This window comes from Natronorubrum halobium, assembly GCF_051351675.1.
Classification (GTDB): domain Archaea; phylum Halobacteriota; class Halobacteria; order Halobacteriales; family Natrialbaceae; genus Natronorubrum.
In genome coordinates, this window is record NZ_CP195596.1 from 415,973 (window position 1) to 439,971 (window position 23,999).

General features: G+C 59.8%; 17 protein-coding genes and 2 pseudogenes. 4 read left to right on the forward strand and 15 right to left on the reverse strand.

The genetic code is table 11. The features are described 5' to 3' along the window. Nucleotides 1–8: 8 nt before the first annotated feature. Nucleotides 9–758, reverse strand: a complete 750-nt coding sequence (locus ACSFC7_RS25895; protein ID WP_436348154.1) for a helix-turn-helix domain-containing protein — start codon at nt 756–758, stop codon at nt 9–11. Between the two features lie 93 nt (nt 759–851). Between ACSFC7_RS25895 and ACSFC7_RS25900 the strand changes: the two are divergent. Next, nucleotides 852–1,100 (forward strand): annotated as a pseudogene (locus ACSFC7_RS25900) (transposase); the annotation flags it as partial. Between the two features lie 374 nt (nt 1,101–1,474). Here ACSFC7_RS25900 and gdhB read toward each other — a convergent pair. Both gdhB and ACSFC7_RS25910 read right to left on the reverse strand, forming a co-directional pair. Then, nucleotides 1,475–2,770, reverse strand: a pseudogene (gene gdhB / locus ACSFC7_RS25905) (glutamate dehydrogenase GdhB). Between the two features lie 505 nt (nt 2,771–3,275). After that, the gene (locus tag ACSFC7_RS25910) at nt 3,276–3,422 is read right to left on the reverse strand and encodes a hypothetical protein (RefSeq protein ID WP_436348155.1); all 147 of its coding nucleotides are present in this window, start codon (nt 3,420–3,422) and stop codon (nt 3,276–3,278) included. A 386-nt stretch (nt 3,423–3,808) separates the two neighbouring features. Between ACSFC7_RS25910 and ACSFC7_RS25915 the strand changes: the two genes are divergently transcribed. Beyond that, a complete protein-coding gene (locus ACSFC7_RS25915) occupies nt 3,809–4,873 on the forward strand; it encodes a tartrate dehydrogenase (RefSeq protein WP_436348156.1) in 1,065 nt (354 codons plus the stop codon). A gap of 256 nt (nt 4,874–5,129) precedes the next feature. Here the strand turns inward: ACSFC7_RS25915 and ACSFC7_RS25920 are convergent, their stop codons facing one another. The 9 genes from ACSFC7_RS25920 to ACSFC7_RS25960 form a co-directional block, all read right to left on the reverse strand. Then, a complete protein-coding gene (locus tag ACSFC7_RS25920; RefSeq protein ID WP_436348157.1) occupies nt 5,130–7,730 on the reverse strand; it encodes a heavy metal translocating P-type ATPase in 2,601 nt (866 codons plus the stop codon). A 220-nt stretch (nt 7,731–7,950) separates the two neighbouring features. Beyond that, nucleotides 7,951–8,538: an AsnC family transcriptional regulator gene (locus tag ACSFC7_RS25925; RefSeq protein ID WP_436348158.1), complete on the reverse strand. Its 588-nt coding sequence runs from the start codon at nt 8,536–8,538 to the stop codon at nt 7,951–7,953. A 248-nt stretch (nt 8,539–8,786) separates the two neighbouring features. Next, complete coding sequence (locus ACSFC7_RS25930; RefSeq protein ID WP_436348159.1) at nt 8,787–10,832, reverse strand: dipeptide ABC transporter ATP-binding protein; 2,046 nt, start codon at nt 10,830–10,832, stop codon at nt 8,787–8,789. 67 nt (nt 10,833–10,899) lie between these two features. Continuing rightward, the gene (locus tag ACSFC7_RS25935; protein ID WP_436348160.1) at nt 10,900–11,802 is read right to left on the reverse strand and encodes an ABC transporter permease; all 903 of its coding nucleotides are present in this window, start codon (nt 11,800–11,802) and stop codon (nt 10,900–10,902) included. Between the two features lie 74 nt (nt 11,803–11,876). Beyond that, nucleotides 11,877–12,851, reverse strand: a complete 975-nt coding sequence (locus ACSFC7_RS25940; protein ID WP_436348162.1) for an ABC transporter permease — start codon at nt 12,849–12,851, stop codon at nt 11,877–11,879. Nucleotides 12,852–12,890: 39 nt separating this feature from the next. Continuing rightward, nucleotides 12,891–14,402 (reverse strand): ABC transporter substrate-binding protein, encoded by a 1,512-nt coding sequence (locus tag ACSFC7_RS25945; protein WP_436348164.1) that lies wholly within the window; start codon nt 14,400–14,402, stop codon nt 12,891–12,893. A gap of 237 nt (nt 14,403–14,639) precedes the next feature. Next, nucleotides 14,640–15,320, reverse strand: a complete 681-nt coding sequence (locus tag ACSFC7_RS25950) for an HAD family hydrolase (RefSeq protein WP_436348165.1) — start codon at nt 15,318–15,320, stop codon at nt 14,640–14,642. Nucleotides 15,321–15,600: 280 nt separating this feature from the next. Continuing rightward, nucleotides 15,601–15,801 carry a heavy-metal-associated domain-containing protein gene (locus tag ACSFC7_RS25955; RefSeq protein WP_436348167.1) on the reverse strand — a complete coding sequence of 67 codons (201 nt, stop codon included), beginning with the start codon at nt 15,799–15,801 and terminating at the stop codon, nt 15,601–15,603. A gap of 170 nt (nt 15,802–15,971) precedes the next feature. Beyond that, nucleotides 15,972–17,153 (reverse strand): NAD(P)/FAD-dependent oxidoreductase, encoded by a 1,182-nt coding sequence (locus tag ACSFC7_RS25960; protein ID WP_436348168.1) that lies wholly within the window; start codon nt 17,151–17,153, stop codon nt 15,972–15,974. A 654-nt stretch (nt 17,154–17,807) separates the two neighbouring features. Between ACSFC7_RS25960 and ACSFC7_RS25965 the strand changes: the two genes are divergently transcribed. Both ACSFC7_RS25965 and ACSFC7_RS25970 read left to right on the forward strand, forming a co-directional pair. After that, nucleotides 17,808–19,166: an NAD-dependent succinate-semialdehyde dehydrogenase gene (locus tag ACSFC7_RS25965; protein WP_436348169.1), complete on the forward strand. Its 1,359-nt coding sequence runs from the start codon at nt 17,808–17,810 to the stop codon at nt 19,164–19,166. 466 nt (nt 19,167–19,632) lie between these two features. Beyond that, nucleotides 19,633–21,015 (forward strand): NAD-dependent succinate-semialdehyde dehydrogenase, encoded by a 1,383-nt coding sequence (locus tag ACSFC7_RS25970; protein WP_436348170.1) that lies wholly within the window; start codon nt 19,633–19,635, stop codon nt 21,013–21,015. A gap of 233 nt (nt 21,016–21,248) precedes the next feature. On the opposite strand, the gene ilvA is transcribed toward ACSFC7_RS25970, so the two are convergent. The 3 genes from ilvA to solA all read right to left on the reverse strand — a co-directional run bounded on the left by ilvA (nt 21,249) and on the right by solA (nt 23,895). Beyond that, on the reverse strand, nt 21,249–22,493 hold the full coding sequence (ilvA, locus tag ACSFC7_RS25975; RefSeq protein WP_436348172.1) for a threonine ammonia-lyase: 1,245 nt from the start codon (nt 22,491–22,493) through the stop codon (nt 21,249–21,251). Beyond that, nucleotides 22,490–22,660: a hypothetical protein gene (locus tag ACSFC7_RS25980; protein WP_436348173.1), complete on the reverse strand. Its 171-nt coding sequence runs from the start codon at nt 22,658–22,660 to the stop codon at nt 22,490–22,492. Before ACSFC7_RS25980 ends, ilvA begins: the two co-directional genes overlap by 4 nt. Before the next feature lie 95 nt (nt 22,661–22,755). After that, nucleotides 22,756–23,895, reverse strand: coding sequence for an N-methyl-L-tryptophan oxidase (solA, locus tag ACSFC7_RS25985; RefSeq protein WP_436348175.1), 1,140 nt, complete (start codon nt 23,893–23,895; stop codon nt 22,756–22,758). Nucleotides 23,896–23,999 lie beyond the last annotated feature (104 nt).

Consider the following 23,999-nt stretch of genomic DNA (forward strand, 5'->3'; position numbering starts at 1 on the left):
TCCGGCGGTCAGCGCGGTGCCAGCCGTTCTTCCGCCACCCGCTCGCCGGCGACGTGCTGCTTCGCCAGATGTTCCTCCGCTCGGCGCAGTCGATAGGTAAGCGTCGACCGCGGCACGTCGAGATGCTCGGCCAGCTCGCCGACGTCGACCTCTCGCGGAGATTCGTAGTAGCCGTGCTCAACGGCAGCTTGGAGTGCGGCCTCCTGCTCCGGAGTCAGGCCGGTCTGTGTCCCGTCGCTTCCCCCTGCCGAGGTCGTCGTGTCCGCGGTTCGGAGCATCTCCATCTGGGCGCACTCTCCGACGGCCGTCTCGAGGGCATCGAAGAACGCTGCCACATCGCCTTCGCCGGAGTGAATGAGCCGCCACGTGTAGTGGCGTCCCTCGTGACGTGTCTCGAACAGAACGCCGTCGCCGAGGTGGTCACGAACGATGTGGGGAACCGAGGTGCAGGCGGGAGTGCGCTCCCAGTCGGTGTAGAGGATGAGCGTGTCGTCCGCGCGGTCGAGGATGCGGGTGGTCTGCGTGGCACCGCAGTGCTCGGTCGCCAGACAGTCAGCGTAGTAGTCACCGGTGAAAAAGGCGTCCTCGATGTCATCGAGCGCATCGGGGGTTCCGGTGGCGTGGTCAACCCGCCAGAGACGGTCGGCAGTGGCGTGGAGTGAGAGCGAGCGGACGCGAGAGTCGGGGTGGTCGGCGAGGGCGTCCGCCACCCTGTTGCATCCCGGCTCGTATTCGAGAGCGAAGACGAGTTCGCGCATACCCTGTGTAAGGCCTGCTACGACATAACTCATAGGCTGGGGCTTCGTCTACTGGTGGCCGTCAGATGACGTCGTCCGGGTCGTGTACCTCCAATTCTCGCATTATGCAACGAGTTCGAAGATAATCTGATCATTGTACTGGATGGAGCACCGTATTTTCGGGCGTCGGCCGTCACGGACCTGGCGGCCCGTGACGACCTCGCCTTCGTGAGATTGCAGGCGTACTCGCCAGAGCTCAATCCGGTCGAAGAGTGCTGGAGACAACTTCAATCAGCACTAAGCAACCAGTTCTTTGATTCACTTTCTGAACTCACAACAGCCATTGATACCGCTCTTGATTGACTCTCTATACCAAAGGTGAGTAATTATTTCTAATATCTACTATAGTATCGTCATCGAGATGCGCGACGATAGTCAGAAAAGCAAGTGTAGCGGGGACGCCGTCAACGGCGACGCGTACGGCCAACTTCGGGGCGTCTTGGTGGACCTCGGCCAAGCGGAGGTACAATCATTGGTCGCCGAGTACCGGGCGCTGAGTATGATCTTCACTTGCGCTGAGCTCTAAGGGGGATCGTTCGCGTTCACGTGGCCGAACGGGGACTACCCATAGACAGTGAAGTGATGTCTGAACCGTCAACGTTATCGGTCGGCTTATAGGGCCAGCAGGTACCATGCTCGAGGGCTGATTCAAGATGAACCGGCTGCAACAGGCGATGTCACGGCCAGAGCCCACGGGTGGATTTTGCTGTCCCGATACGTTCAAGTGCGACCACGTACGCGGCCTCACGGAAGGTCACGTCTTTTTCTTCGTGGATCTTACGGATTTCCTCCCAGGAGGAGAGCATCTGATCTTCGAGCTCTCGATGCACACGTTCGAGGTCCCACTGACGACGGTTGATGTCTTGGAGCCATTCGAAGTAGGAGACGGTGACTCCACCAGCGTTCGCGAGGATATCAGGAATAACTGGTATCTCACGCTCTTCGAAGATCGTATCAGCTTCCTTCGTCGTCGGGCCATTGGCGCCTTCGACGATGATGTCGGCCTGGACGTCGTCAGCATTGTCCTCGGTGAGGACGCCGCCAATCGCGGCCGGGACGAGGACGTCGACGTCAAGTTCAAGCACTTCATGAGTGTCGAGTTGCGTTGGAGCGTCGTAGGTTGTCACGGCGTTTGGATCTTCGTCGTAGGAGGGAACGGCGTGCGTATCGAGGCCAGTAGGATCGTAGATTACGCCATTCACGTCTGAGACACTGACGACGTTGGCACCCCAATCATCGAGGGCACGAGCGGCGTTGGCACCGACGGAGCCATAGCCCTGTACGGCGATGGTGGTCTCCGAAAGGTCCCGGTCAAGATAGTCGATGACTTCGTGGGTGATGATGGCGACGGAGCGACCGGGAGCCTCCTCATGGCCCTTGCTCCCGCCGATAACCGGTGGCTTGCCGGTGACGACGCTCGGCGTCGTCTCACCCTGCTGCATGCGATATGCATCCATCATCTACGCCATCGTCTGAGGGCCGGTACCCATATCGGGGGCGGGGATGTCTCGCGTCGGTCCGATGACATCGCGTAATTCTTCGATAAACCGACGAGTGAGCCGTTCCATTTCGCCCTCGGAGAGGTCGTCCGGATCGATGACGATGCCACCCTTTGCGCCACCAAATGGCAAGTCCATTACGGCACACTTCCACGTCATCCACATGGCGAGCCCCTGTGACTCCTCGGCAGAAACCTCGGGATGATAGCGCATACCGCCTTTGTACGGGCCACGGACGTCATCATGTTGGGCACGATAACCGGTGTACGTCTCGATCGACCCGTCGTCACGTTTGAGGGGAACCGTCACTTGGACCACCCGGGTGGGGTTCTTGAGCCGCTCGATCACTCCCGGCTCTACGGTAACGTACTGCGATGCTTTGTCGACTTGGTGGAGTGCTGTTGCTAACGCAGAATCGTCTGGGTCGGCTATCTCGTCACTTGTCTCCTCGTCAGGGTACTCTTCGAGACTCATTATGGGCTTACAGTCACACCTTGACCTTACCTAAATATATATTTTCAATATACCCTTAATTATTTCCTATAAGATATTTGATGTTCCTATCGCGAGCCCCGGGCTCGCTTCTGGCCGACCGAAGCGTGGGCAACGAATTAATAGACAAATTTCCGGCACCTCCGCGTGATAGTTTGTTTGCCGAGCTATATATTGTCGACTACAGTATACGAATCGGAGGTGGCGGTAGCGTCTTCAGGGAGCAACGCCGCGATAAGATAACCAGGGTGCGCTTCGAAGTGATCGATGACCTTGCGATTCGGTCAGAATCAATCGCCTCGAGAGAGTCCAACAGCATGAACGGAACCTGTTCGTGGACGTCGTGCACGAGATAGCCCGCAAGGGCGAAGACGAACCCTGTCACTTCGCGCTCACTCTCCGACAGATGCCGAAGCGTATCCTCGTATGCCATGCCCTTCTCGGACTCGCGAACGATTTGGAGTTTGAACTGGTTCTCTGATACTTTCTAGCGGCCCTTCTTGACCTCACTCACAGTCCGCTCGATCCAGATCCGAGCGAGATTGTCGTACTCGAGTGTCTCGAGTAACACCTCCATCTGCTGATCGAACGATTCCGTAGCTTTTGCTTCGATCTGGTCGATTCGCGTCCGCAAGTCTTCTAGCTCTTTGGTGATCTCCTCTCGACGATCCTCCAGTCCTTCACGTCACTCAATCTCGGTCTTAATATCATCGGTCTCCTGGATGACGCGCTCCCGTTTTTCTCGGGGCGATTGAGATTGACCTCCTGCTGGTTCACTTTCTCGTGGAGTGATAGGATTGTCTAGTCCTTCTGGGTCTGTAGTTCTTCGATACGATCTTCGTGGCGTTCGATCTATGATAATGATTAAAATTTGAGTGATCATACATCACGGATAATATGGCAGGGGTATTATAATAGTAACATTCAAAGTAATATAACCCTAACTATAGAAATATAATTTCCCGTCGAGAAAACAGCCACAACAGTAACTTACTTGCTTTAAAAAAGTAGAATAGACATGTGGTAACTCACGAAATAGCGGTTGTTCCAGGCGACGGTATCGGCAACGAAGTCACTGAGTCCGCCATGACGGTCCTCAAAGCGATCACCGAGTCAAACAATTTCGACATCGAGCTCGACACGTTCGACTGGGGTAGTCAACGGTACCTGAACGAAGGCGAAATGATGCCCGAGGACGGGCTAGACCAGCTCGAGGACTTCGATTCCGTCTTCCTCGGTGCTGTTGGCCATCCGGATGTCCCCGACCACATTACGCTCAGCGGACTGCTCCTGCCGATCCGAAAGGGATTCGACCAGTACATATGTAAACGACCAAATGTTCTATTCGACGGCATCGAGTCCCCACTGCGTGGGTATACAGGCAACGAGATCGACCTCGTCGTTTATCGCGAGAACACGGAGGGAGAGTACGCCGACGTCGGTGGTCGCGAACACCGCAACCAGGATCACGAAGTCGCAATTCAGAGCGCAACCTTCACTCGCCGTGGGACCGAACGCATCGTCCGCCGAGCGTTCGAGGCAGCTGTCGACCGCGACGGACACCTAACGTCGGTCACGAAGTCGAATGTGCAGACCTACTCGATGGTGCTCTGGGACGATATCGTCGAAGAAGTAAGCGAGGAGTTCCCCGAGGTGACGGTCGAACGGTTACTCGTCGACCGTGCCGCGATGGATCTCGTCCAGCGGCCCGACAAGTTCGACGTCCTCGTCGCCTCGAACTTGTTTGGAGACATCGTCACTGACGTCGCAGCGGCGGTCACTGGCAGCCTCGGTCTTGCTCCGTCAGGTAACATCAATCCGGAGGGAACACATCCCTCGATGTTCGAACCAGTACACGGATCAGCCCCCGATATCGTTGGCGAGGGCACCGCGAACCCGCTTGCGTCGATACTAACTGGAGCGATGATGCTCGACCATCTCGGCGAACCGGACGCGGCGACCGAAGTCCGCCGTGCGGTCGACGAACAACTCGCCGCTTCGGATGGGCCCAGGACACCCGACCTGGGCGGCACCGCTACGACGGACATCGTTACCGAAGACCTGCTCGATTGGATCCGTCCGTGAACCGCTCGGCCTGAACCGTCTCGTGGTGTATCGCATCGCTCGGTACCCTTCCAATCCGTTCACGTGGGCTTCCAGGCAGCACGCTAGCGATCGTCCTCCACGTCGGGGTTCAAGTAGAAATCCGCCCAGAACTCGCGCGCACGGTCTGTCGACTCTGACCAAGAACACAGGCCTTCCACCGATGGGTTCTAAACTCGATCGGACCTGCGATTGAATCCTCGGAACTGAAGACGGCCGAGGAAGCGGAGAGACCTCCCTAGCGGAGCCGGCCGAGCAGTTTGTAGTCTTGCTCGGCGGAGTACCGGCGGAACAGGAGACTGTTAGCTAGTACCGAAACCGACGAGAATGCCATCGCACCCGCTGCGAGCACGGGCTGTAGCAGTCCGAGGGACGCAAGTGGGATCATCGCGGTGTTGTAGCCGAGCGCCCAGACGAGGTTCTGCTTGATCTTCTGAAGCGTCGCATCCGAGATGCGAATGGTCTTCACTACGTCTACCGGGTCGTCACGCATCAACGTCACGTCCGCCGCTTCGATAGCCACGTCCGTACCGCTACCGATGGCTGTTCCGACGTGCGCGACCGCCAGCGCAGGGGCGTCGTTGACCCCATCGCCGACCATCATCGCCTTTCGACCGTCGGCCTGAATGTCCTCGATAGCCCCGGACTTGTCCTTGGGAAGTACTTCAGCGCGTACGTTCTCGGCGTCGATCCCAACCTGTTTGGCGACCGCACGAGCGGTCCGTTCGTTGTCGCCCGTGATCATCATTACGTCGACGTCGCGTTCGTGGAGCTGGCCCACGGCGTCTTTGGCACTCTCCTTGATTGTGTCCGCGTTGGCGACCACGCCCACAAGTTCGCCCTCGTAGGCGACCAGCATCGCCGTCTTCCCGTCGCGTTCGAGCCGTTCCATCGTCTCTGCAGCGGGCTCGGGATTGATGCCGTTGTCTCGGAACAGCTTCCGATTCCCGACTAGGACCTCGCTGTCGTCAACTGTCGCCTGGATACCGTGTCCGGGAACGTTCTCGAACGCCTCGGGCTCGGTCACGTCGATACCGCGCTCCTCGGCGCCGTCGACGATCGCGCGGGCGAGCGGATGCTCGCTGGCGCTCTCGGCCGATGCCGCCAGTCCGAGAACGTCGTCTTCGGTGAACTGATCGTAGCTCCGCATCGATCCACCGTCGGCCGCCATGTCGTAGCCATCCGGGGCCGAGTCGGCGCCGCCGAAGACGACAATGTCGGTGAGTTCCATCTCGCCGGCGGTGAGTGTCCCGGTCTTGTCGAACACCACTGTGTCGACGTCCTTCGCGCGTTCGAGGATGTCGCCGCCCTTGAACAGGACGCCGTTCTGTGCACCGATGGTCGTCCCGACCATCGTTGCGGCGGGCGTCGCCAGGCCGAGTGCGCAGGGACAGGCGATTAGTACGGACGACGCGAAGACGATGACCGCGAACTCGAACGCCGATACCGTCCCACCGATTACAGTCGGTCCGCCAGCGACCTGCCCCCACAGCGGGAGCCAGTCGACGAACCCGCCGAACGTCTCGGGGAACAGGAACCAGACAGTACCCCAGAATAGGGCGTTCACGATCACCGCCGGCACGAAGTACGCGGAGATTCGGTCCGCGAGATTCTGGATGTCGGGCTGCCGAGACTGGGCTTCCTTGACCGTCTGAACGATCTGCTGGAGCGCCGTGTCCTCCCCGACGTTTGTCGCCTCGACGACGAGGACGCCATTCTCGTTGATCGTCGAACCGACGACCTCGTCGCCTTCCTCCTTCTCTACCGGAACTGACTCTCCGGTCACCATCGACTCGTCGACTGCGGATTGACCGTCGACGACGACGCCGTCCGTCGGAATCTGCTCGCCTGGCCGGACCTTCATCCGATCGCCGACCTCGACGTCTTCGAGGGGGACCTCCCGCTCGGTACCATCCTCGACGAGCGTCGCAGTGTCGGCCTCCATCTCCAGGAGCGTCCGAAGCGCCTCGCCGGCCTGCCCCTTCGAGCGCGCCTCGAGGTAGTTCCCGAGCGTGATGAACACGAGGATGAACGCCGCCGTGTCGAAGTAGACGCTCCCGGCGATCAGGTCCGCGAGGACCGCGACCGAGTAGAAGTACGCGGTCGAAGAGCCGAGTGCGATGAGGACGTCCATGTTCGCGCGGCCGTTCTTGACCACTGCCTTGTAGGAGTTCTCGACGAACGGCTTGCCGAGGACGACGTAGACGGGGGTCGCGAGCGCGAACTGGACCCAGCCGAACCCGAACCCGAAGACGGTCTCGGGGAGGACCTCGCCACCGAGAAAGAGCTCCTCGGCCATGAAGAACATCAGCGGAACCGACAGTATCGCACCGAACAGCGTGAGACGGAGCTGCTTCCGGATCTCGGCGTTGCGAGCCGCGTCCCGGGCGCTTTCCTCGGACTCGCTGTCGCCGTCGTCTTCCACGATCGGCGAGTAGCCGGCGTCCTCAATGGCGTCGTACATCGCTTGCCGCGAGGTCGTCGCGGGGTTGTACGTCACCCGCGCCTCGTCCGTTGCGTAGTTCACCTCGGCGTTGACGACGCCGGGGACCGATTCGAGGACCTCCTCGTTCGTCTCCGCGCAGTTCGAACACGTCATGCCGGAGATGCCGATCGTCACCGTCTCCGACACCGCACTGTACCCCGCCTCGTCGATCGCCGCGTATATCTCGTCGAGCGAGGTCGCCTCGGGGTCGTACTCGACGGATCCCTCGTCAGTGGCGTAGTTGACGTTCGCCTCGGTGACCCCCTCGATAGATTCGACGGCATCACCCACCGTCGCCGAACAGTTAGCGCAGGTCATCCCGGTGATGTCGAGATGTATCGTTCTCTCCTTCATGTTATGCTAGAGGGGCTCCTCCTTTAGTGGCTTTACTACTTCGAAATTCGACTATTACCCCCTCTAGAATTTGGTATCAAAACCACCAAACCCGAGGGTCTGCTTCTCCGGGTCAAAAAATATCTCTGGGAGCATCATATTCCTCGACTCGATGACGCTAAATATAGGATTCTCGGAACACGTTCAGTCCGGGCGACATGAAGCGAGCACGAGCAGAACCCTACGCCTCTTGTTCAAGCTGCTGATACCGCTCTTGGAACCGACCACGACATGACCCACAGCAGAAATGATAGACGGTCTCATCGAATCGGACCGACTCGCCTTCTTTGTCCACCGTGTTTCCACACTCGGCACACGTAATCGCGAACTCGGTCCCTTCCAGCGAAGGTGCCCACTCGAGATCGTCGACGAGCGTTACCGAGTAGTCCGCCGAGATGTCCTCGAGGAGCCCTTCGATCCAGTTTCGGACGTTCTGTCCTTCCGCACGGCCGTACACCCAGATCTTCCCTTCGGCGGTGACGAAGAGATGTTCGATACCGCTGGCCCCACTTAGTCGACTCCGTAGCTCTTCCGCGACGTCCTTGCTGTTATCGAACTGGACGAACACCGGGATACCTGCACGCAGCTGTCCCCGGTTCATATCGACAGTGAACCGATTGATGATCTCTGCCTCCTGCAGACGCTTGACCCGGTCTGAGACAGCCGGCCCGGTCAGTCCGACTTTCTTCCCGATTTCGCTAAATGGCCGACGTGCATCTTCCGTAAGCATCGAGAGGATCTCCAAATCCGTCTCGTCCAAGTCGCGCATACCTTCCCATACCTACTCCAGCTACAATACTTTTTCCCAGGTTAAGCTTTCTATAACCGAGTCAAATCCTTTCTCCTCTTTGGGTCCCAAGCAGTGGCGGGTAGTTCGATTCTGCGAAACCGCTATCAACTCCATCGACAGACTAATCTATGTCAGGTATTGCTAGAAGAACGCTCGCGCGGTATCGCGATAGTTCGACAGGATAGGCGACGAAGTGGGGTTTTGATCCGGCGAAAGCGGAACCGACGTTACAACTCTTTCCCCATCTCGGATTCGTCGAGATGACATGCAATGTTGTGGTCCGGGTCGTCACTCGTGTCCACCGATTCTAACTCCGGTTCTTCCACGTCGCAGACGCCTTCGATCGCCTTCGGACAGCGAGTGTGGAAGCTACACCCAGATGGGGGGTTTCGCGCACTCGGGACGTCTCCTTCGAGGCCTGCAAACTGGTTTTTGCTGTTCGGATCTGGGCTCGGGTTCGAGGACAAGAGCGCCCGCGTGTACGGGTGGTACGGCGGCTCGAAGATCGACTCCTGGCTGCCGACCTCCACGACTTCCCCCAAGTACATCACCGCGATACGGTCACTGAGGTACTTCACGACACTGAGGTCGTGACTGATGAACAGGTACGACGAGTCGTAGTCCTCCTTGAGCATCGACAGCAGGTTCAGGATACTCGCCTGGACGCTGACGTCGAGCCCCGATAGGGGTTCGTCGAGCACGACGAACGACGGGTTCGCCGCGAACGCACGGGCGATCGCGACCCGCTGCTTCTCGCCCCCGGACAGCTCGTCCGGGAAGCGCGAGGCGTACGCCCTGTCCAGATTCACCTGATCCAAGAGCGACTTCACCCGGTCTTCGCGCTCGTCGGACTCCATGTCCGTGAAGAGCTCTAGCGGCCGTGAGACCTGGGACTCGATACGTTTGCGAGGGTTGAGACTCGAGTGCGGGTTCTGGAAGACAATCTGAGCGTCCGATCTGAACTCCCGGAGATCAGACCCGCTGAGGTCAGTGATGTCTTCGCCTTTGAACCGCAACGTCCCGGCGTCTAGGTCGAGTAGCCGCAGGAGCAACGACCCGAGCGTACTCTTCCCGCACCCGCTCTCACCGACCAGCCCGAGCGTCTCCGATGGCCTCACGTCGAGGCTCACACCGTCGACGGCACGAACCGGGTCCTCTCCGCCGAAGATCTTGTCGAAGAAACTCGAGCTCCCAAAGTGCTTCTTCACGTTCTCTGCGGATAACACAGGTTCGGCGTCGCGATCGACCGTTTTCGTGGACGTGGACTGGCGGGTCTCCGGGAGAATCGGATCCGCTTGCACTTTGTCGTGCCGACAACAACGCGTCTGATGAGACTGGTCGCTGTCGTCGTCGACGGAATGCATGTCGATCTGGCCGGTCCGACATTGGTCCTCCGCGAACTCGCACCGATCGGCGAAGATACAGCCGCTGGGGATGTCGTACAGGGAGGGAATCTGTCCCTGAATTGGGTCCAGCTTCGTATCCTCCTCGATGCGCGGAAGCGCCGCCAACAGCCCCTGCGTGTACGGGTTCGCTGGGTCGTTGAAGACCTCCGTGACCGTCCCCTTCTCCATCACCTCACCGGCATACAGGATGGTGAGGCGTTCGCAGGTCTGCGCGATCACGGACAGATTGTGCGAGATCAGTAGGATCGCCGTGTTCAGGTCCTCTTTGAGGTGCTGGATGAGCTCGAGGATCTTCGCCTGCGTCGTCACGTCGAGTCCGGTCGTCGGCTCGTCGAGGATTAACAGCTCTGGGCTACACGAGAGCGCCATCGCGATCAGGATTCGTTGCTTCATCCCCCCGGACAACTGGTGCGGATACCGGGTTGCGTTGTACTCGGGATCGCTGATTTCGACCTCCGTGAGGAGTTCGTGCATCCTCGAACGCGCTTCCCGCTTGCTCATATCGCTGTGCTCGATGATCGTTTCCGTGATCTGTTCACCGACGGTCAGACTCGGATTGAGTGACGCCTCCGGGTCCTGGGGTACGTGTGCAATCTGTCTGCCGCGCAGTTCGTGTAGCTCCTTCTTCCCCACCGTCGTCAGATCCTGGGATTTGAACTGGATACTCCCCGAACTGATTTCTCCGTTGTCGCCGAGATACCGGAGGATGGCCTGTGCGAGCGTACTCTTACCGCTCCCGCTTTCTCCCGCGATTCCGAGTGTCTCGCCGGAGTGGATGTCGAGGGAGACGTTCCGAAGCGCTTTGACCCGTCCACTCTTGGTACGGTAGTCGACGGAGAGCGAGTCCACCGAGATGAGGGGTTCCATCGTGGTCTTTGTCGCACTATTCGACGCCGCGGGCATATCGTTGGTTGAAGTGGTATTTTTTGACATCTTAGAGGGTGTTCGAACCTTCGACGTTCGGGTCGAGCGCGTCGCGCATCCCGTCTCCCAGGAGATTGAAACCCAGGATGGTCAACGCCAAGAACAAGCTGGGCCAGAACCAGAACCAGATCGAGTTCCAGATGTGGACCCTGGAGGTCGAGATCATGTACCCCCAGTCGGGCGTCGGGGGCTGGATTCCGAGACCGAGGAACGATAGCGATGCCCCCATGAGAATCGCGAACCCGATCTTCACCGACGCCTCGACGATTACGGGATAGATCGCGTTCGGGAGGATCTCTCTGAACCAAATGTACATACCGGACTCCCCCCGGGCCTCCGCTGCCGTTATGTACTCCTCTTCGGTGATCGAGAGAGTGCTGCTCCGTGCGATGCGAGCGATACCCGGGATGTACACCACGCCGATGGCGATGACCGCGTTCACGAGCGACGATCCGAGCATCGCGACAATCATCAGCGCGAGCAATAGCGCGGGGATGCTCAGCACCGTGTCCATCAGGCGCATGAGAACCTCGTCGACGCGACCACCCGTGTAGCCCGCGATGATCCCGAGTGGAAGACCAACGACGACGGCGAGACCCGTCGCGGACAGCCCGAGGGCGAGACTGGAGCGGCCGCCGTAGACGACGCGCGAGAAGATGTCGCGTCCTAGGTGGTCCGTCCCGAAGAAATGCTCAGCACTGGGCGCGCCGTACGACGGCCCCGTCGTCGCCGTCGGATCGTGCGTTGCGATCTCCGGTGCGAGGATGCTGATCAGGATGATTGGCGTAAGTAGGATGAGCCCGGCGAGACTATGGCGGTTCGTAAGGAGGAGGAATACGCCCTTCTTGAAACGCTCGAGATAGGCTTCGAGGCCGGTGCGTGAAACGGTAGAGTATGAGGTATTCATATCCATGAGTGGTCACCGAGGGTGGCCGATTCGTCAACCGGTTCGTAGTTGTTGTATGAGGTGTTCATAACCATGAGTGGTCACTCTGTGTCGGCTCCGTAGCTGATCCGTGGATCGAGATACGAGTACAGGATGTCCGCTCCTAGGTTCGAGAGGGAGTACGCGATGGCCGTGACCATGATGGTGGACTGCAGTACCGGGATGTCACGACTGATCACAGCGTCGACCAACAGGCTTCCGAGCCCCGGGTAGGCGAACACCTCTTCGACGACGACGATGCCGCCCATCAGGTAGCCCAGGTCCAGGGCGAGGAGCGTGATAGTGGGTAACAGCGCGTTCCGGAGCGTGTGTTTGAACAGCACTTTGTACTCGCCTAACCCCTTCAGTCTCGCAGTGCGTACGTACTCCTCCCGGAGCGTCTCGATGACTTCCGTCCGGGTTAGCCGCATCACGTGCGCGGTGAGGAGTATCGACATGGTCACGACTGGCAGCACCAGTGACGACAACCATCCCGTTACTCCGCCATTTTGGATGGAGGTGTAGCCGCCCGCGGGGAAAACTGAGAACACCGGGCCAGCGAACAGGATCAACAGTCCGGTACCCATCACGAACTCAGGGATACTGATCCCCAGGTACGAGAGACCACTGATTCCTAGGTCAATTTTCGAGTTGTGGTATACGGCCGCGATCACGCCGAGGGGGATGGCAAGGATGGAGACGGTGGCCATCGTGAGTATCGCGAGCTGGAACGAGCGCCAGCCGTTGTCGATGATGAGGGTAAACACGGAACGCCCGTTCCGCGTGTAGCTCGTTCCCCAGTCTCCGGTGACGAACCCAGTAATCCAGTCGAGATACTGGACGTACACTGGCCGGTTCAGGCCGAGCTGTTGTTCTAGCGCTGCAACCTTTGCTGGCGTTGCTTCCCGCCCGAGGATGATCTCCGCTGAATTCCCCGGCAGAACAACCGTCACCCCGAACACGATGATCGAGATCAACAGCATCGTTATTGCTGTATATCCCAACCGTTTCAGAACGTACGTGAGTAGATTTCTCATTTTTAATGTAGTCGTTGTTAGAGTGACTTAGATCTTGCTTCAGACCTGGTTATTTCCATCGACCGACACCTGTTCGTAGAGGCCCTGGCCCCTGATGGGGTGGCGCTGCCAGTCATTGACCCATTCTCCCTGGGCTGCCGTCAGGTTTTCGAAGAAGGGGATGATGTACGCGCCTTCCTCGTGCTCGAGTTCCTGGAGTCGACCATAGAGCTCCTGACGCGTCTCTTCGTCGGTGGTCCGGGCTGCATCCTCGATGATCTGGTCCTTCTCGTCGTTCTCCCACTCATTCTCGGACCACCACGGACCGTCAGAGTGGAGCAGCCGCGAGACCAGCGAGTTCTCGTTGAACTTCGTACCGTAGGAGCCGCAGTAGGCAGGGGCCTGTCCCCAGACCTCGCTCACGTACTGGTCGTACGAAAGCTGCTCGATTTCCATCTCGACCCCGATCTCCCGGAGTTGCTCCTGGAACAGGATCGCCGAGTTCAGCTGTGTCGCCGGTTGCCCGGGCGTGTAGAACGTGATGTCGAAGTCCTCCGTCAGGTGGAAGCCATCGGGGTAGCCGGCATCCGCCAGAAGCTCCTGAGCGCGATCAACGTCGCGCTCGCGTTGGGGGAGGTCATTGTGGAACGGGAAGAACGGCGCGATGATGCTGTCGTTCGCCACCTGACCGTGGCCCTGGAGCACGCTGTCGACGAACTCCTGCCGGTCGATACCGAGTTTCATGGCCCTCCGCACGCGGTTGTCGCTGAACGGCTCGACGGAGGTCTTCATCACAAACGCCTTGAACGACCCACCCGTGACCGTCGCCTGCTCCACGTTCGGGAGTCCTTCGACGCGACTCATCTGGGAGATGTCCGTGCGACGGTCGATGTCCGTTTCGCGGTTCTGGAGTTGCGTAATCGCTGTCGAGTTGTCCGTGATGGTCTTGAACGTGAGCGTGTCGACGAGGGGGAGGCTGTTCCCCTCGGAGTCGGTCCCGTAGTAGTCCGGGTTCCGTTTGAGGACGAGTTCGTTCTCGCTCGGGAACGACTCGAGGATGAAGGGCCCACTCCCGTAGTCGGTGGTGCTGATGGAGTCGATGTCGTTCTCGATGGCGGATTTGGGGACGATGGACGCCCATCCCTTCGCGCCGAACACCGGGAAGTCTGCGTTCCCCGTGGAGAGCGTGAACTCGACGGTCGAACTGTCGACCTCTTCGACCGATTCCACACCGCCGAGCGACCCACTCGGGGGGAGGTCGTTCTCGATAATTGTGGTATAGGTTGCCACAACGTCTTTCGCTTGGACGGTCTCCCCGTTGTGATGGAAGGTTGCGTCGTCGCGGAGTTCCACCACCCATTCACTGAGGTCGTCGTTCTGGGCCTCCCAGGACGTAGCGAGGTCGTTCTCCCGCTCCATGTCGTATGTGACCCCCGACAGTTGAGAGTACATCAGCCGCCCCGCCAGCATGTTCGTGAACTTCGACGGTGTATGCATGGGGCTCAGATTCGTGATCGTCCGTGGTGCCGTAACCGTGACGTCGTTCGAACCGGCCGGGGATGAACCTCCCATACAGCCGGCGAGGCCAGTTGCCACCCCGATACCTGTTAATTGAACGAACCGACGACGGCCGACGTCCGATGCGAGTGACACCACATTCTGATCCGTGATATTGTCTCTCATGTCGCGCTACCTCACATGTGACTGGGAACCAATATAAACGTTTCCCCCACACAGAACGGTTTATGGATTGTTACGTAACCTGTCGTTCGACTAATGGGCTGCAGATCCGGAGAAGGTACCGTTCGATTACGCGACGAGTTCGACGAACTCGGGGAACGAATCGACCTCCAGATCGGGTTCTCCGAGTATCGTCTCCCAGACTGCGTCGCTACGGTTGAGCCAGACGCCCTGCATCCCGGTACGCATCGCACCTAGGACGTCGTGCCACGCACAGGTCACGTGGGCGATCTCTGCGACGCCCGCGTCGGCTTTCGATGCCGCGTGCCGATAGAGACGCCGATCGGGCTTGTAGAGACCCACCTCGGACGCACTGATCGCATCGGAAACGAGATCCTCGATGTTGGCATGTTCGACGAGGTGGTCCAGCATATCAGGATCACCGTTCGAGAGCACGTACACCTCGTACCCGGCCGAGACGAGCTCCTCGATGCTCTCGGAGACGTCGCCGTACACCTCCATCTGGTCGATCTCCCCCAGCAGTTCCTCCTGCTCTTCGGGAGTGATATCCATGTCCAGTGTCCGAACGGTGTAGTCGAGCGCGTGCTCGTACTTCTCGCGGCACGTCGGGAACTCCTCGAAATTCGTCCCGACGAGACCGTACATCGTGGACCGGTGGTCCCAGAGCCGAGCCGCCTCCTCCGGCTTGTCGGTGTAGGGCTCGAACGCGTGCTGTGTCGAGAGCTCGTCGACCAGTGTACTGTAGGAGTCGACCAGAACGGTTTCTACTTGATCAGGATCAAATGCCATCTCGATTGCTCAATATCTGTTCTGGATGTTAAACTTTTTCCTTCACCCCCGCTGCATCGATGCAACACGACGCCCCTGGCACCATCCGGTCAGGCCACCTACATCGACGCCTCGACGCGCCGAACATCTCCCTCCGATTCGTGCTGGAGGAACAGTCCGGCCCGTCCAAACCAGAGTAGTACGGGCAAGCGCGGGAGACTGGACACGCTGTCCGGAAAAATGCGTCAACTGTCTCTCCCGTCTCCGGGGAACGAGTCACCGGTTCCAGCGCTCCGGGAATCTACGCCTCTTCGGCAGGGTAGCCGGCGTCGACTGCGGCCTCGACGAGTTCGTCGACCGGTGCATCGCCTTCGACAGTGACCGTCGCCGTGTCTCTGTCTGCAGAGGCAGATTCGGCACCGTCTACTTCCAGAACGGCGTCTTCGACGGTCTGTTCGCAGCCACCGCACGTCATGTCGTCTACGTGGATCTCCTTCGGCATGCATTCACACTCTCTGTTTCTCTCTACTTAAATGTTTACTGTCCCAGAGAGCTGGACGTTCCTCGGACAATTGTTGCCCACAGATAGCGGGGCTCGAACGAGCCGGTTGGACTCTCGTGAACCGGCGTCACTTACGCGGGTTCGAATCCGACTCGTCGTTTCGTTGGCGGTTAGTCCTCCCCGTGGTGGTCGCCGAACAGCGCTTTGTCCTGCTCGATCGGGTCGTCCTCCGCGAACCGCTCGAACCGGTACGGGGTGAGGTCAAACCGTGGCTCCAGGCCGAGGATCTCCTGGGCGATGGACTCGCCGAATGCCGGCGCTTCCTTGAACCCGTGACCGCTCGGCCCGGCAATATTGAAGAAGTTGTTGACCGCAGCGGTCTCACCTGCGATGTGATGCGAATCGGGCGACATCGTCACGACCCCCGACCAGGAGTCGATGACCCTCGCGTCGGCTAATTCCGGGAACCGAAACTCGAGCCGGTCCAGGATGTGCTCAAGGAACTCGTTGTCGACACCCTCGACTCCGGTATCCAGATCGACCGAGGGACGCTCGATACCGCCGACGATGAACTCGCCGCCGGACTCCGGCTTCGTGTAGATATCCGGCTGGACGGCGACGTCCGATACCGAGGGGTAATCCAGTTCGTACGGTGTATCGGATTCGAGTGCGACGAGCTTGGATTCATGCCAATCCAAGGGGAGACCGAGTCCGACCATCTCTCCAATCCGACCGGCCCACGGACCGGCAGCGTTCACGACTACGTCCACTTCTTCGGTCCCTCGACTGGATTCGACGGCGGCGACGGTCCCGTTCTCCACTTGGATATCCTCGATGGGGGTCTTCGTATGAACCGTCACGCCGAATTCCCGTGCCTTGTTGATTAGCGCGTTCGTGACCAAGTACGGGTCTGCGAATCCAGCTGCAGTGTCCAACATCCCGAGGCTGACATCGGTAGTGTCTATTCCGGGGAAGACCTCCTCCATCCGCTCAGGTTCGATTAGGTCGACATCGATACCGACGTCTTCGACGAACGACGCCATCCGCCGGACGCTGTCCTCGGCGTCCTCGTTAACGAGCTTCAGGTATCCATTCTTGTGGACACCGCCGTCCTCACCGGTGTGTTCTTCCAGATTGTACAGGAACTCGCTGCCTCTGCGAGCAATCTTCACCTGGAGTGCAGTCGAGTACGTGTGGCGAACGAGGCCGGCAGAGTATGCGGTCGAACCCTTGTTGCCCGCGATATGGCCACTTTCGTAGACCGTAACTTCCGTATCTTCGCCTCCTAACCGCCCAAGGAAGTATGCTACTGACGCGCCAGAAACACCTCCACCAATAACTGCTATTTTCATCGGTTCGAATTCCTTGCCGATTCTACAAAAGTATTTTTGTAATATATCTAACCGAGCCGGGTGGGGTTAGTGCAACTTACACCTCGATTGCGACTCGTGGACACAAAACGCATCCCGAATTTTCGAGCAGGAACCGGTCAGCGATCAGTGGAGACGGGGTACGAACCTCGAGCAATAGCGAAGATGTTCGTGCAGACTGTAATGGGGTCGGGTCCCATCACCCTAGTTGTTCGGGTCGAAGTCAACGGTCAAGCACGACTGCCACTGGGCTGGATTCCATGTGTTTATATGCCAGTTACATTGGAATCATAGGACCACTATCTAACCAGTGTAAACCATCTTCAAATCGCGTATTTCAGGCCTCTCTGACCACACTATGGGTTTATTCTCATGAGGAAGATTACGATACAATACTCTGTTACAGTCGTACGTCTGTAATACAAAATTCGGCCCGTAAATGAAGGCACAATATTCCAATTCAGCTAACTATGGATTTTATACAGTCCAGGAGCATCCCACAATGCCACCACTCACCGGTACGAAGGGGAGTGCGTGCCACAGGGAAGATTGCCGTGAGTCCCGTCTCTATGAATATACGTGCGAATCGACCACCCGACCCAAAACTCTATGTTGCTGTAATACCCATTGGGGAACATGGGTCAGACGAACCCTCTCACCGAGGAGTCTATCGAAGAGCCAGAGATGGGTAGTATCGATATCGATTCCGTCCTTGACGCCGCAGTCACCTCGGCCTCGCGCTGGGAGATGACGCCCCTCAGTGAGCGGGAAAAACGGCTGTCCGCTGCAGCCGACGTTCTCCGTGAGAACACAGAACGGTATGCTCGCATGATAACAGAGGAGATGGGAAAGCCCATCTCTCAATCCACAAGCGAGGTTGAGAAGTGCGCGTGGCTCTGCGATCACTATGCTGAATACGCCGGTACCTATCTGGACTCGGATACGCAGCCAAGCCCGCCGGGGACCGAGGTTCGTACGACGTACGAGCCGCTTGGACCGCTGCTGGCCGTCATGCCCTGGAACTTCCCATTTTGGCAGGTGTTCCGGTTCGCGGTGCCGAACCTGACCGCCGGCAACGTCGCAATCCTCAAACATGCCCCCAACGTGACGGGATGTGCGGAACTGTGCGAAGAAGTGTTTCGAGAGGCCGGCTATCCGAACAATGTGTTCCAGACAGTGTTCGCGTCCGTCGATCAGGTCCACGATATTATCGAGGACGACCGAGTCCATGGGGTGACCTTCACCGGTGGCATCGAAGCCGGGAAAGCGGTCGGATCCAGTGCAGGAGAGAACCTGAAGAAGTCGGTGCTCGAACTCGGCGGGAGCGATCCGTTCGTCGTCTTCGACGATGCAGCGGTCGAGGAAGCCGCCGAGGACGGAGCCTGGGCACGTATCGAGAACTCCGGTCAATCGTGTAACTCGGCGAAGCGGTTCATCGTGCACGAATCGGTATACGACCAGTTCCTGGAGAAATTTACCGCCGAGTTCGAGTCGTTCACCGTTGGCGACCCGACCGACGAGGAGACGGACATCGGCCCGCTCGCACGGTCCGACCTCTTCGAGCGAGTAACGCGGCAAGTCCGGGAAAGCATCAACGCTGGAGCCTCCGTCGAGTTTGGTGGACTTCCCGAAGATAGCGACGACCTGATCTATCCGCCGACGATCCTCACTGATATCCCCGCCGACTGTCCCGCACGCACGGAGGAGATTTTCGGCCCTGTCGCCTCGGTCTTCAGTTTCGAAGACGAGGAAGAGGCGATTCGCCTGGCGAACGATACGAACTACGGCCTCGGCGCGAGCATCTGGACGGAGGACGAGTCTCGTGGTGCACGACTCGCCGATCGGGTGAATGCAGGATTCGTCTTCGTGAACGAGTACACGAAGTCCGATCCCCGCATCCCGTTCGGCGGAGTTAAGGACTCCGGCGTCGGCCGCGAGTTGTCCGAAGCAGGAATCAAAGAGTTCGTGAACAAAAAGACGGTCTGGATCGAATAGACCGACAGAGCCTCGGTTCGATTGGTCTGCGCTGAAGTGGACGGCCGTGATTTACCTGAGTTCTGTGTACTTGCGTATCCCCACTCGCGAAAGGACAGTAGCTATTGGTCGTCAAACTGTTTCAGTCACGCACAACCGTCAACAGCAGAATCGTGGCTCCAGGCCTTCACCGTCTGGCACAATGCTACAAACTAAACACAACCGACTCGTCGAACCGTACGTGACGGTAGCAAGAATTAAGCGCCATCCGAGGTAAAGGACGCCTGCATAGCAGAGAGACATCGGACCGTCCGATCTCCAGCGACCAGGAAGCGAGAACCCGTGGAGTCGGACACCCGAGGACTCGCCGGCGTGCTGAACGTGGCGTGGTACGAGTCGAACGATCACGCGCCTCCACTCAACACGCCGTCGCAGGAAACCCCTCCGCGAACCGCCAGACCGACCACAACCGACACACTACAACGTGATGCAGACAATCAATCCGACTACCGGCGAACCCATCGAGACGTACAGCGAACACGACCACGACACCGTCGAAACGCTCCTTCAGCGCTCGGCCGACAGTTTCGACTCGTGGGGCGACCGCCCGATAACCGACCGGCAAGCGCTGGTCGGGTCGATCGCCGACGTCCTTCGAGAGAACGACGAGGAGTACGCGCAGCTGATGACGAGAGAGATGGGGAAACCCATCAATCAGTCTCGTGCAGAGATTGAGAAGTGTGCGTGGGTCTGCGAGTATTACGCCGAGCGCGCCGCCGAGTTCCTCCAGGACGAACGCGTCGGCGTCCACCCCCAGGCGCGTACGAAGGTCTCCTACGACCCCCTCGGACCCCTCGTCGCAGTGATGCCGTGGAACTATCCGTTCTGGCAGGTCCTCCGCGTCGCGGCACCGACGCTGGCCGCCGGGAACACGATGCTCCTGAGTCACGCGCCGAACGTCACCGGCGCTGCGAAGGCCGTCGAACGCGTCCTCGCCGACGCCGGCTTCCCGGAAGGCGTCTTCACGACGCTCGTGATCGACACCGAGACGATCCACGACGTCGTCGCCGACGAGAGAGTCGCAGCAGCGACGCTCACCGGGAGCGTCGGCGCGGGACGCGCCGTCGCGGAGACCGCCGGCAAACACCTGAAGCCGACCGTCCTCGAACTCGGCGGGAGCGACCCGTTCGTCGTCCTCGACGACGCCCAGCTCGACCGGGCGTGCGAGGTGGCCACCCAAGCCCGCGTGAACAACAACGGGCAGGCGTGCGTCGCCGCAAAGCGCTTCATCGTCGTCGACGACGTCTACGAGGAGTTCCGCGACGGCTTCGTCCGCGAGATGGAGTCGCTCACCGTCGGCGATCCGACCGACGAGGCGACGGACGTCGGTCCGATCGCGCGTGCGGACCTGCTCGACACCCTCGAGACGCAGGTCAGGGAGACCGTCGACGGCGGCGCGACGGTGCTGACCGGCGGCGAGACGCTCGACCGACCCGGGTACTTCTTCGAGCCGACGGTCCTCGAGGACGTTCCGGATGGGAGTCCCGCCGCGTGCGACGAACTGTTCGGCCCCGTCGCCTCGCTCTTCCGCGTCGAGGACGAAGCCGAGGCCATCGCACTCGCGAACGACTCCGACTTCGGCCTGGGCGCAAGCGTCTGGACGCAGGACCTCGACCGCGGCGAACGCATCGCGGAAGCGTTCGAGGCGGGCTGTACGTTCGTCAACGAGATCGTGCAATCGCATCCGAAACTTCCCTTCGGCGGCATCAAGAACTCCGGGTACGGGCGCGAACTCGCCGCGAACGGGATCCGCGCGTTCACGAACGAGAAGACGGTCTGGGTGTCGCCGCCAGACGGGCTGGACGAGTAACCGTATCGAAGTCGACTCTTCACGACCCGGGTACAATCGTTTTGGCTCCCGGTGAATCGTAGAAATGCAGCGCGATACGTGACTGGCGAGATCGCCAGCCTCACCGGCGAGAAGGGACGGGACGATGGAGGACGAACTGGAGACATCAAGACTGGGATCGTTACCGAAACCTGACCGTCGAGCGAGTCCGGACCCGGGAGGTGACGAGATCGGCAACCTGATCGCTGCAACCCTTATATCTCGCCGTGGTCAACGACATCGACGTTGCCGAGTTCGTCGAGTTCGTCGAGGACGGACGCGAGATGGTCCGGGCCACTCCCCTCGATACCGAGCGACAGGGGCGTTCGATTCGGGTCGTCCCCGGCGGTCAGCCGCGTCCGTTCGAAGGCGTCGAGTTCCGCACCCCTGTCCTCGATAGTCCTCGTCAGCGAACCGAGTACCGTCGGCCAGTCGTCGACCAGCACCGTGGCTTCTACGTACCGTCCGAGCCTTTTCAGCCCGAGCCGCGCGAGTTCGCCGTGGTCGGTGAGGTCGACGTTGCCGCCGGAGACGACGGCGGCGACCCGCTCGCCCTGGACGTCCACCGCTCCCGAAACGAGAGCTGCAACTGGGGCTACGCCCGCGGGCTCTGCTACGGTCTTCGCCCGCTCTGCGAGCAGCGCCGTCGCCACGGAGAGGTCCTGATCGCTCACAGTAACAACGTCGTCGACCCGTTCGCGGACGACTGCGAAGGTCTTCTCGAGCAACCGTGTGTCCGCAATCCCATCCGCGATCGTATCGACACCGGTGAGTCGATGAATCTCGTCGTTCTCTAGCGACGGCTTTCCGTGGGCAGCGCCATCGGGCTGCACGCCGACGACACGAATGTCGGGGTCGTGGTCCTTCAGGGCGGTGGCGATGCCGGAGATGAGCCCGCCGCCCCCGACGGCCACGAGCACCGTGTCGGGGTCGGGATACTGCTCCAGTAGCTCGAATCCGAGGCTTCCCTGCCCAGCGATGACGGCTCCGTCGTTGAAAGGGTGAACGAACTCGTACCCCTCCTCCCGGGCCAGTTCGAGGGCGTACTCGGCCGAGCGCTCGTAGATGTCCCCCTCGACGACGACATCCGCCCCGTAGTCGCGCGTGGCCTCGATCTTCACTGCGGGTGTGATCTCCGGGACGACGATGGTCGTATCGATATCCAACAACTGGCCGGCCAGCGCGACGCCCTGGGCGTGGTTTCCGGCACTCGACGTTATCACCCCTCGCGCTCGGGCATCGTTCGAGAGCTGGGACATGGCGTTGTACGCTCCCCGGATCTTGAACGAGCCCGTGCGCTGCATGTTCTCCAGTTTGAGACCGACGCCGGACGCGCTGCTCAGCTCGGCAAACGTAGTGGAGGTGTCGAGCGGAGTCCGGTGGACGACGTTCCCGAGACGGTCCCTCGCATCCTCGACTTCGGCGACTGTCACCACGTCGGACGCGGCCGGAACGGTCATGGTCGCCGTCCAGCCGTGGCGAGGCTGGTACCCATAAGGGACTCTACGCGAATGCGCCCCAGTTCGTCGACGATGCGGGCGATGGAGACGAACGTACTCCAGACGGCTTCTGGATGCCGGTAGCGCTCATGTCGCAGGTCGCCGACGCGGCTCTCGGCTGCTGTCATATGTCCCAGATTACCCCCTTCGTACCTAATACTTCCCCCGAACGGCGGACTGGACGTCGCCAGATACGACGGCCTTCGGAGTACCGTACCGGCAGTCAGAGTCGGCCGTCGAACCTGAACAGGTCGACGTGATTCTCGGTTTCACCGTCCGTCACGAGATCGGCGAGCGTCTCTCCGACCACGCTACAGTACTTGTATCCGTGACCCGAGAACCCGGCAGCGATCGCCACCTGCGGATGGTCCGGGTGCTGGTCGATGTAGAAGTAGCCGTCGGTGGACGAGGTCACGATACAGGACGACAGCGCCATCGTGGGACCTGCGGCCTCTGGGAAGTAGTTCCGTGGGAGTTGGCGCAACAGCTCTTCGTCCTGGAGGGTCGGTTCGTCCCGCCAGTCGTCCGGGTCGATCGGTTCGGGCAGGTCGGGCGAACGTCCGAACTTGAATCCCGGTCGCCCGTACTCCGGGAACCCGTAGAAGGTCCCTTCGGGAACCGCAATGTCGAAGACGGGGAAGTTCTCGGGGGTGAACTTGGCTGGTGCCTCGGTCTGCAACCACGCCATCACCCGTCGTTCCGGGACCAGGTGTCCCTCGAGCACGTCGAGGTGTTTCGCGGCCCATCCCCCTGCCGTGACGACCAGGTTATCGGTTACGTAGGTTCCTCTGTCGGTCTCGAGCCGCACTCGACCCTCGTCGGGCTTCCAGTTGCGGACGCGTTCTCGGGCGTGGACGGTCCCACCGGCAGCATGCGCTTGTTTCACGTGTTCGATGATGGCCTTCTCGCACGCGAGAAATCCACCGTCCGGCTGGTACACGCCCTGGTAGTGATCTGGGAGTTCGTACCCGGGAAACCGCTCGTTCATCTCCTCGCCCGAGAGGAGTTCGTACTCGAGATCGTTCGCCTCGCAGACTTCCATCTCGTCCCGTACTTCCGGTCCGTCGGGCAGTCCAGCCTGGATCGATCCGGTGACGGTCAATATATCCTCGCCGGATTCCTCCTCGAGCTGCCACCAGAGCTCCCGCGCACGCTTTGCGAACTGACCGTACCCGGGGTGCTCCGACTGCGTGAGCCTGAAGATGCGCGTATCGCCGTGGGACGACCCCCTCGCGTGCGGGATGTCGAACTGTTCGATTCCGAGGACATCGGCGCCCCGCTTTGCGAGATGATACACTGCGGCGCTTCCCATCCCTCCGACACCGAGCACTATCGCCTCGTACTCCATCGTCTGGTCTGCCATTGCCGAGAGATACAGAAACAGGCGGTAAAGTCCTTTCGGCGCCCTCGAAGACCGCCCGTATCCTCCACGTTCGCTTCACTCCTCCCGACGTCGTGCCTGACCGC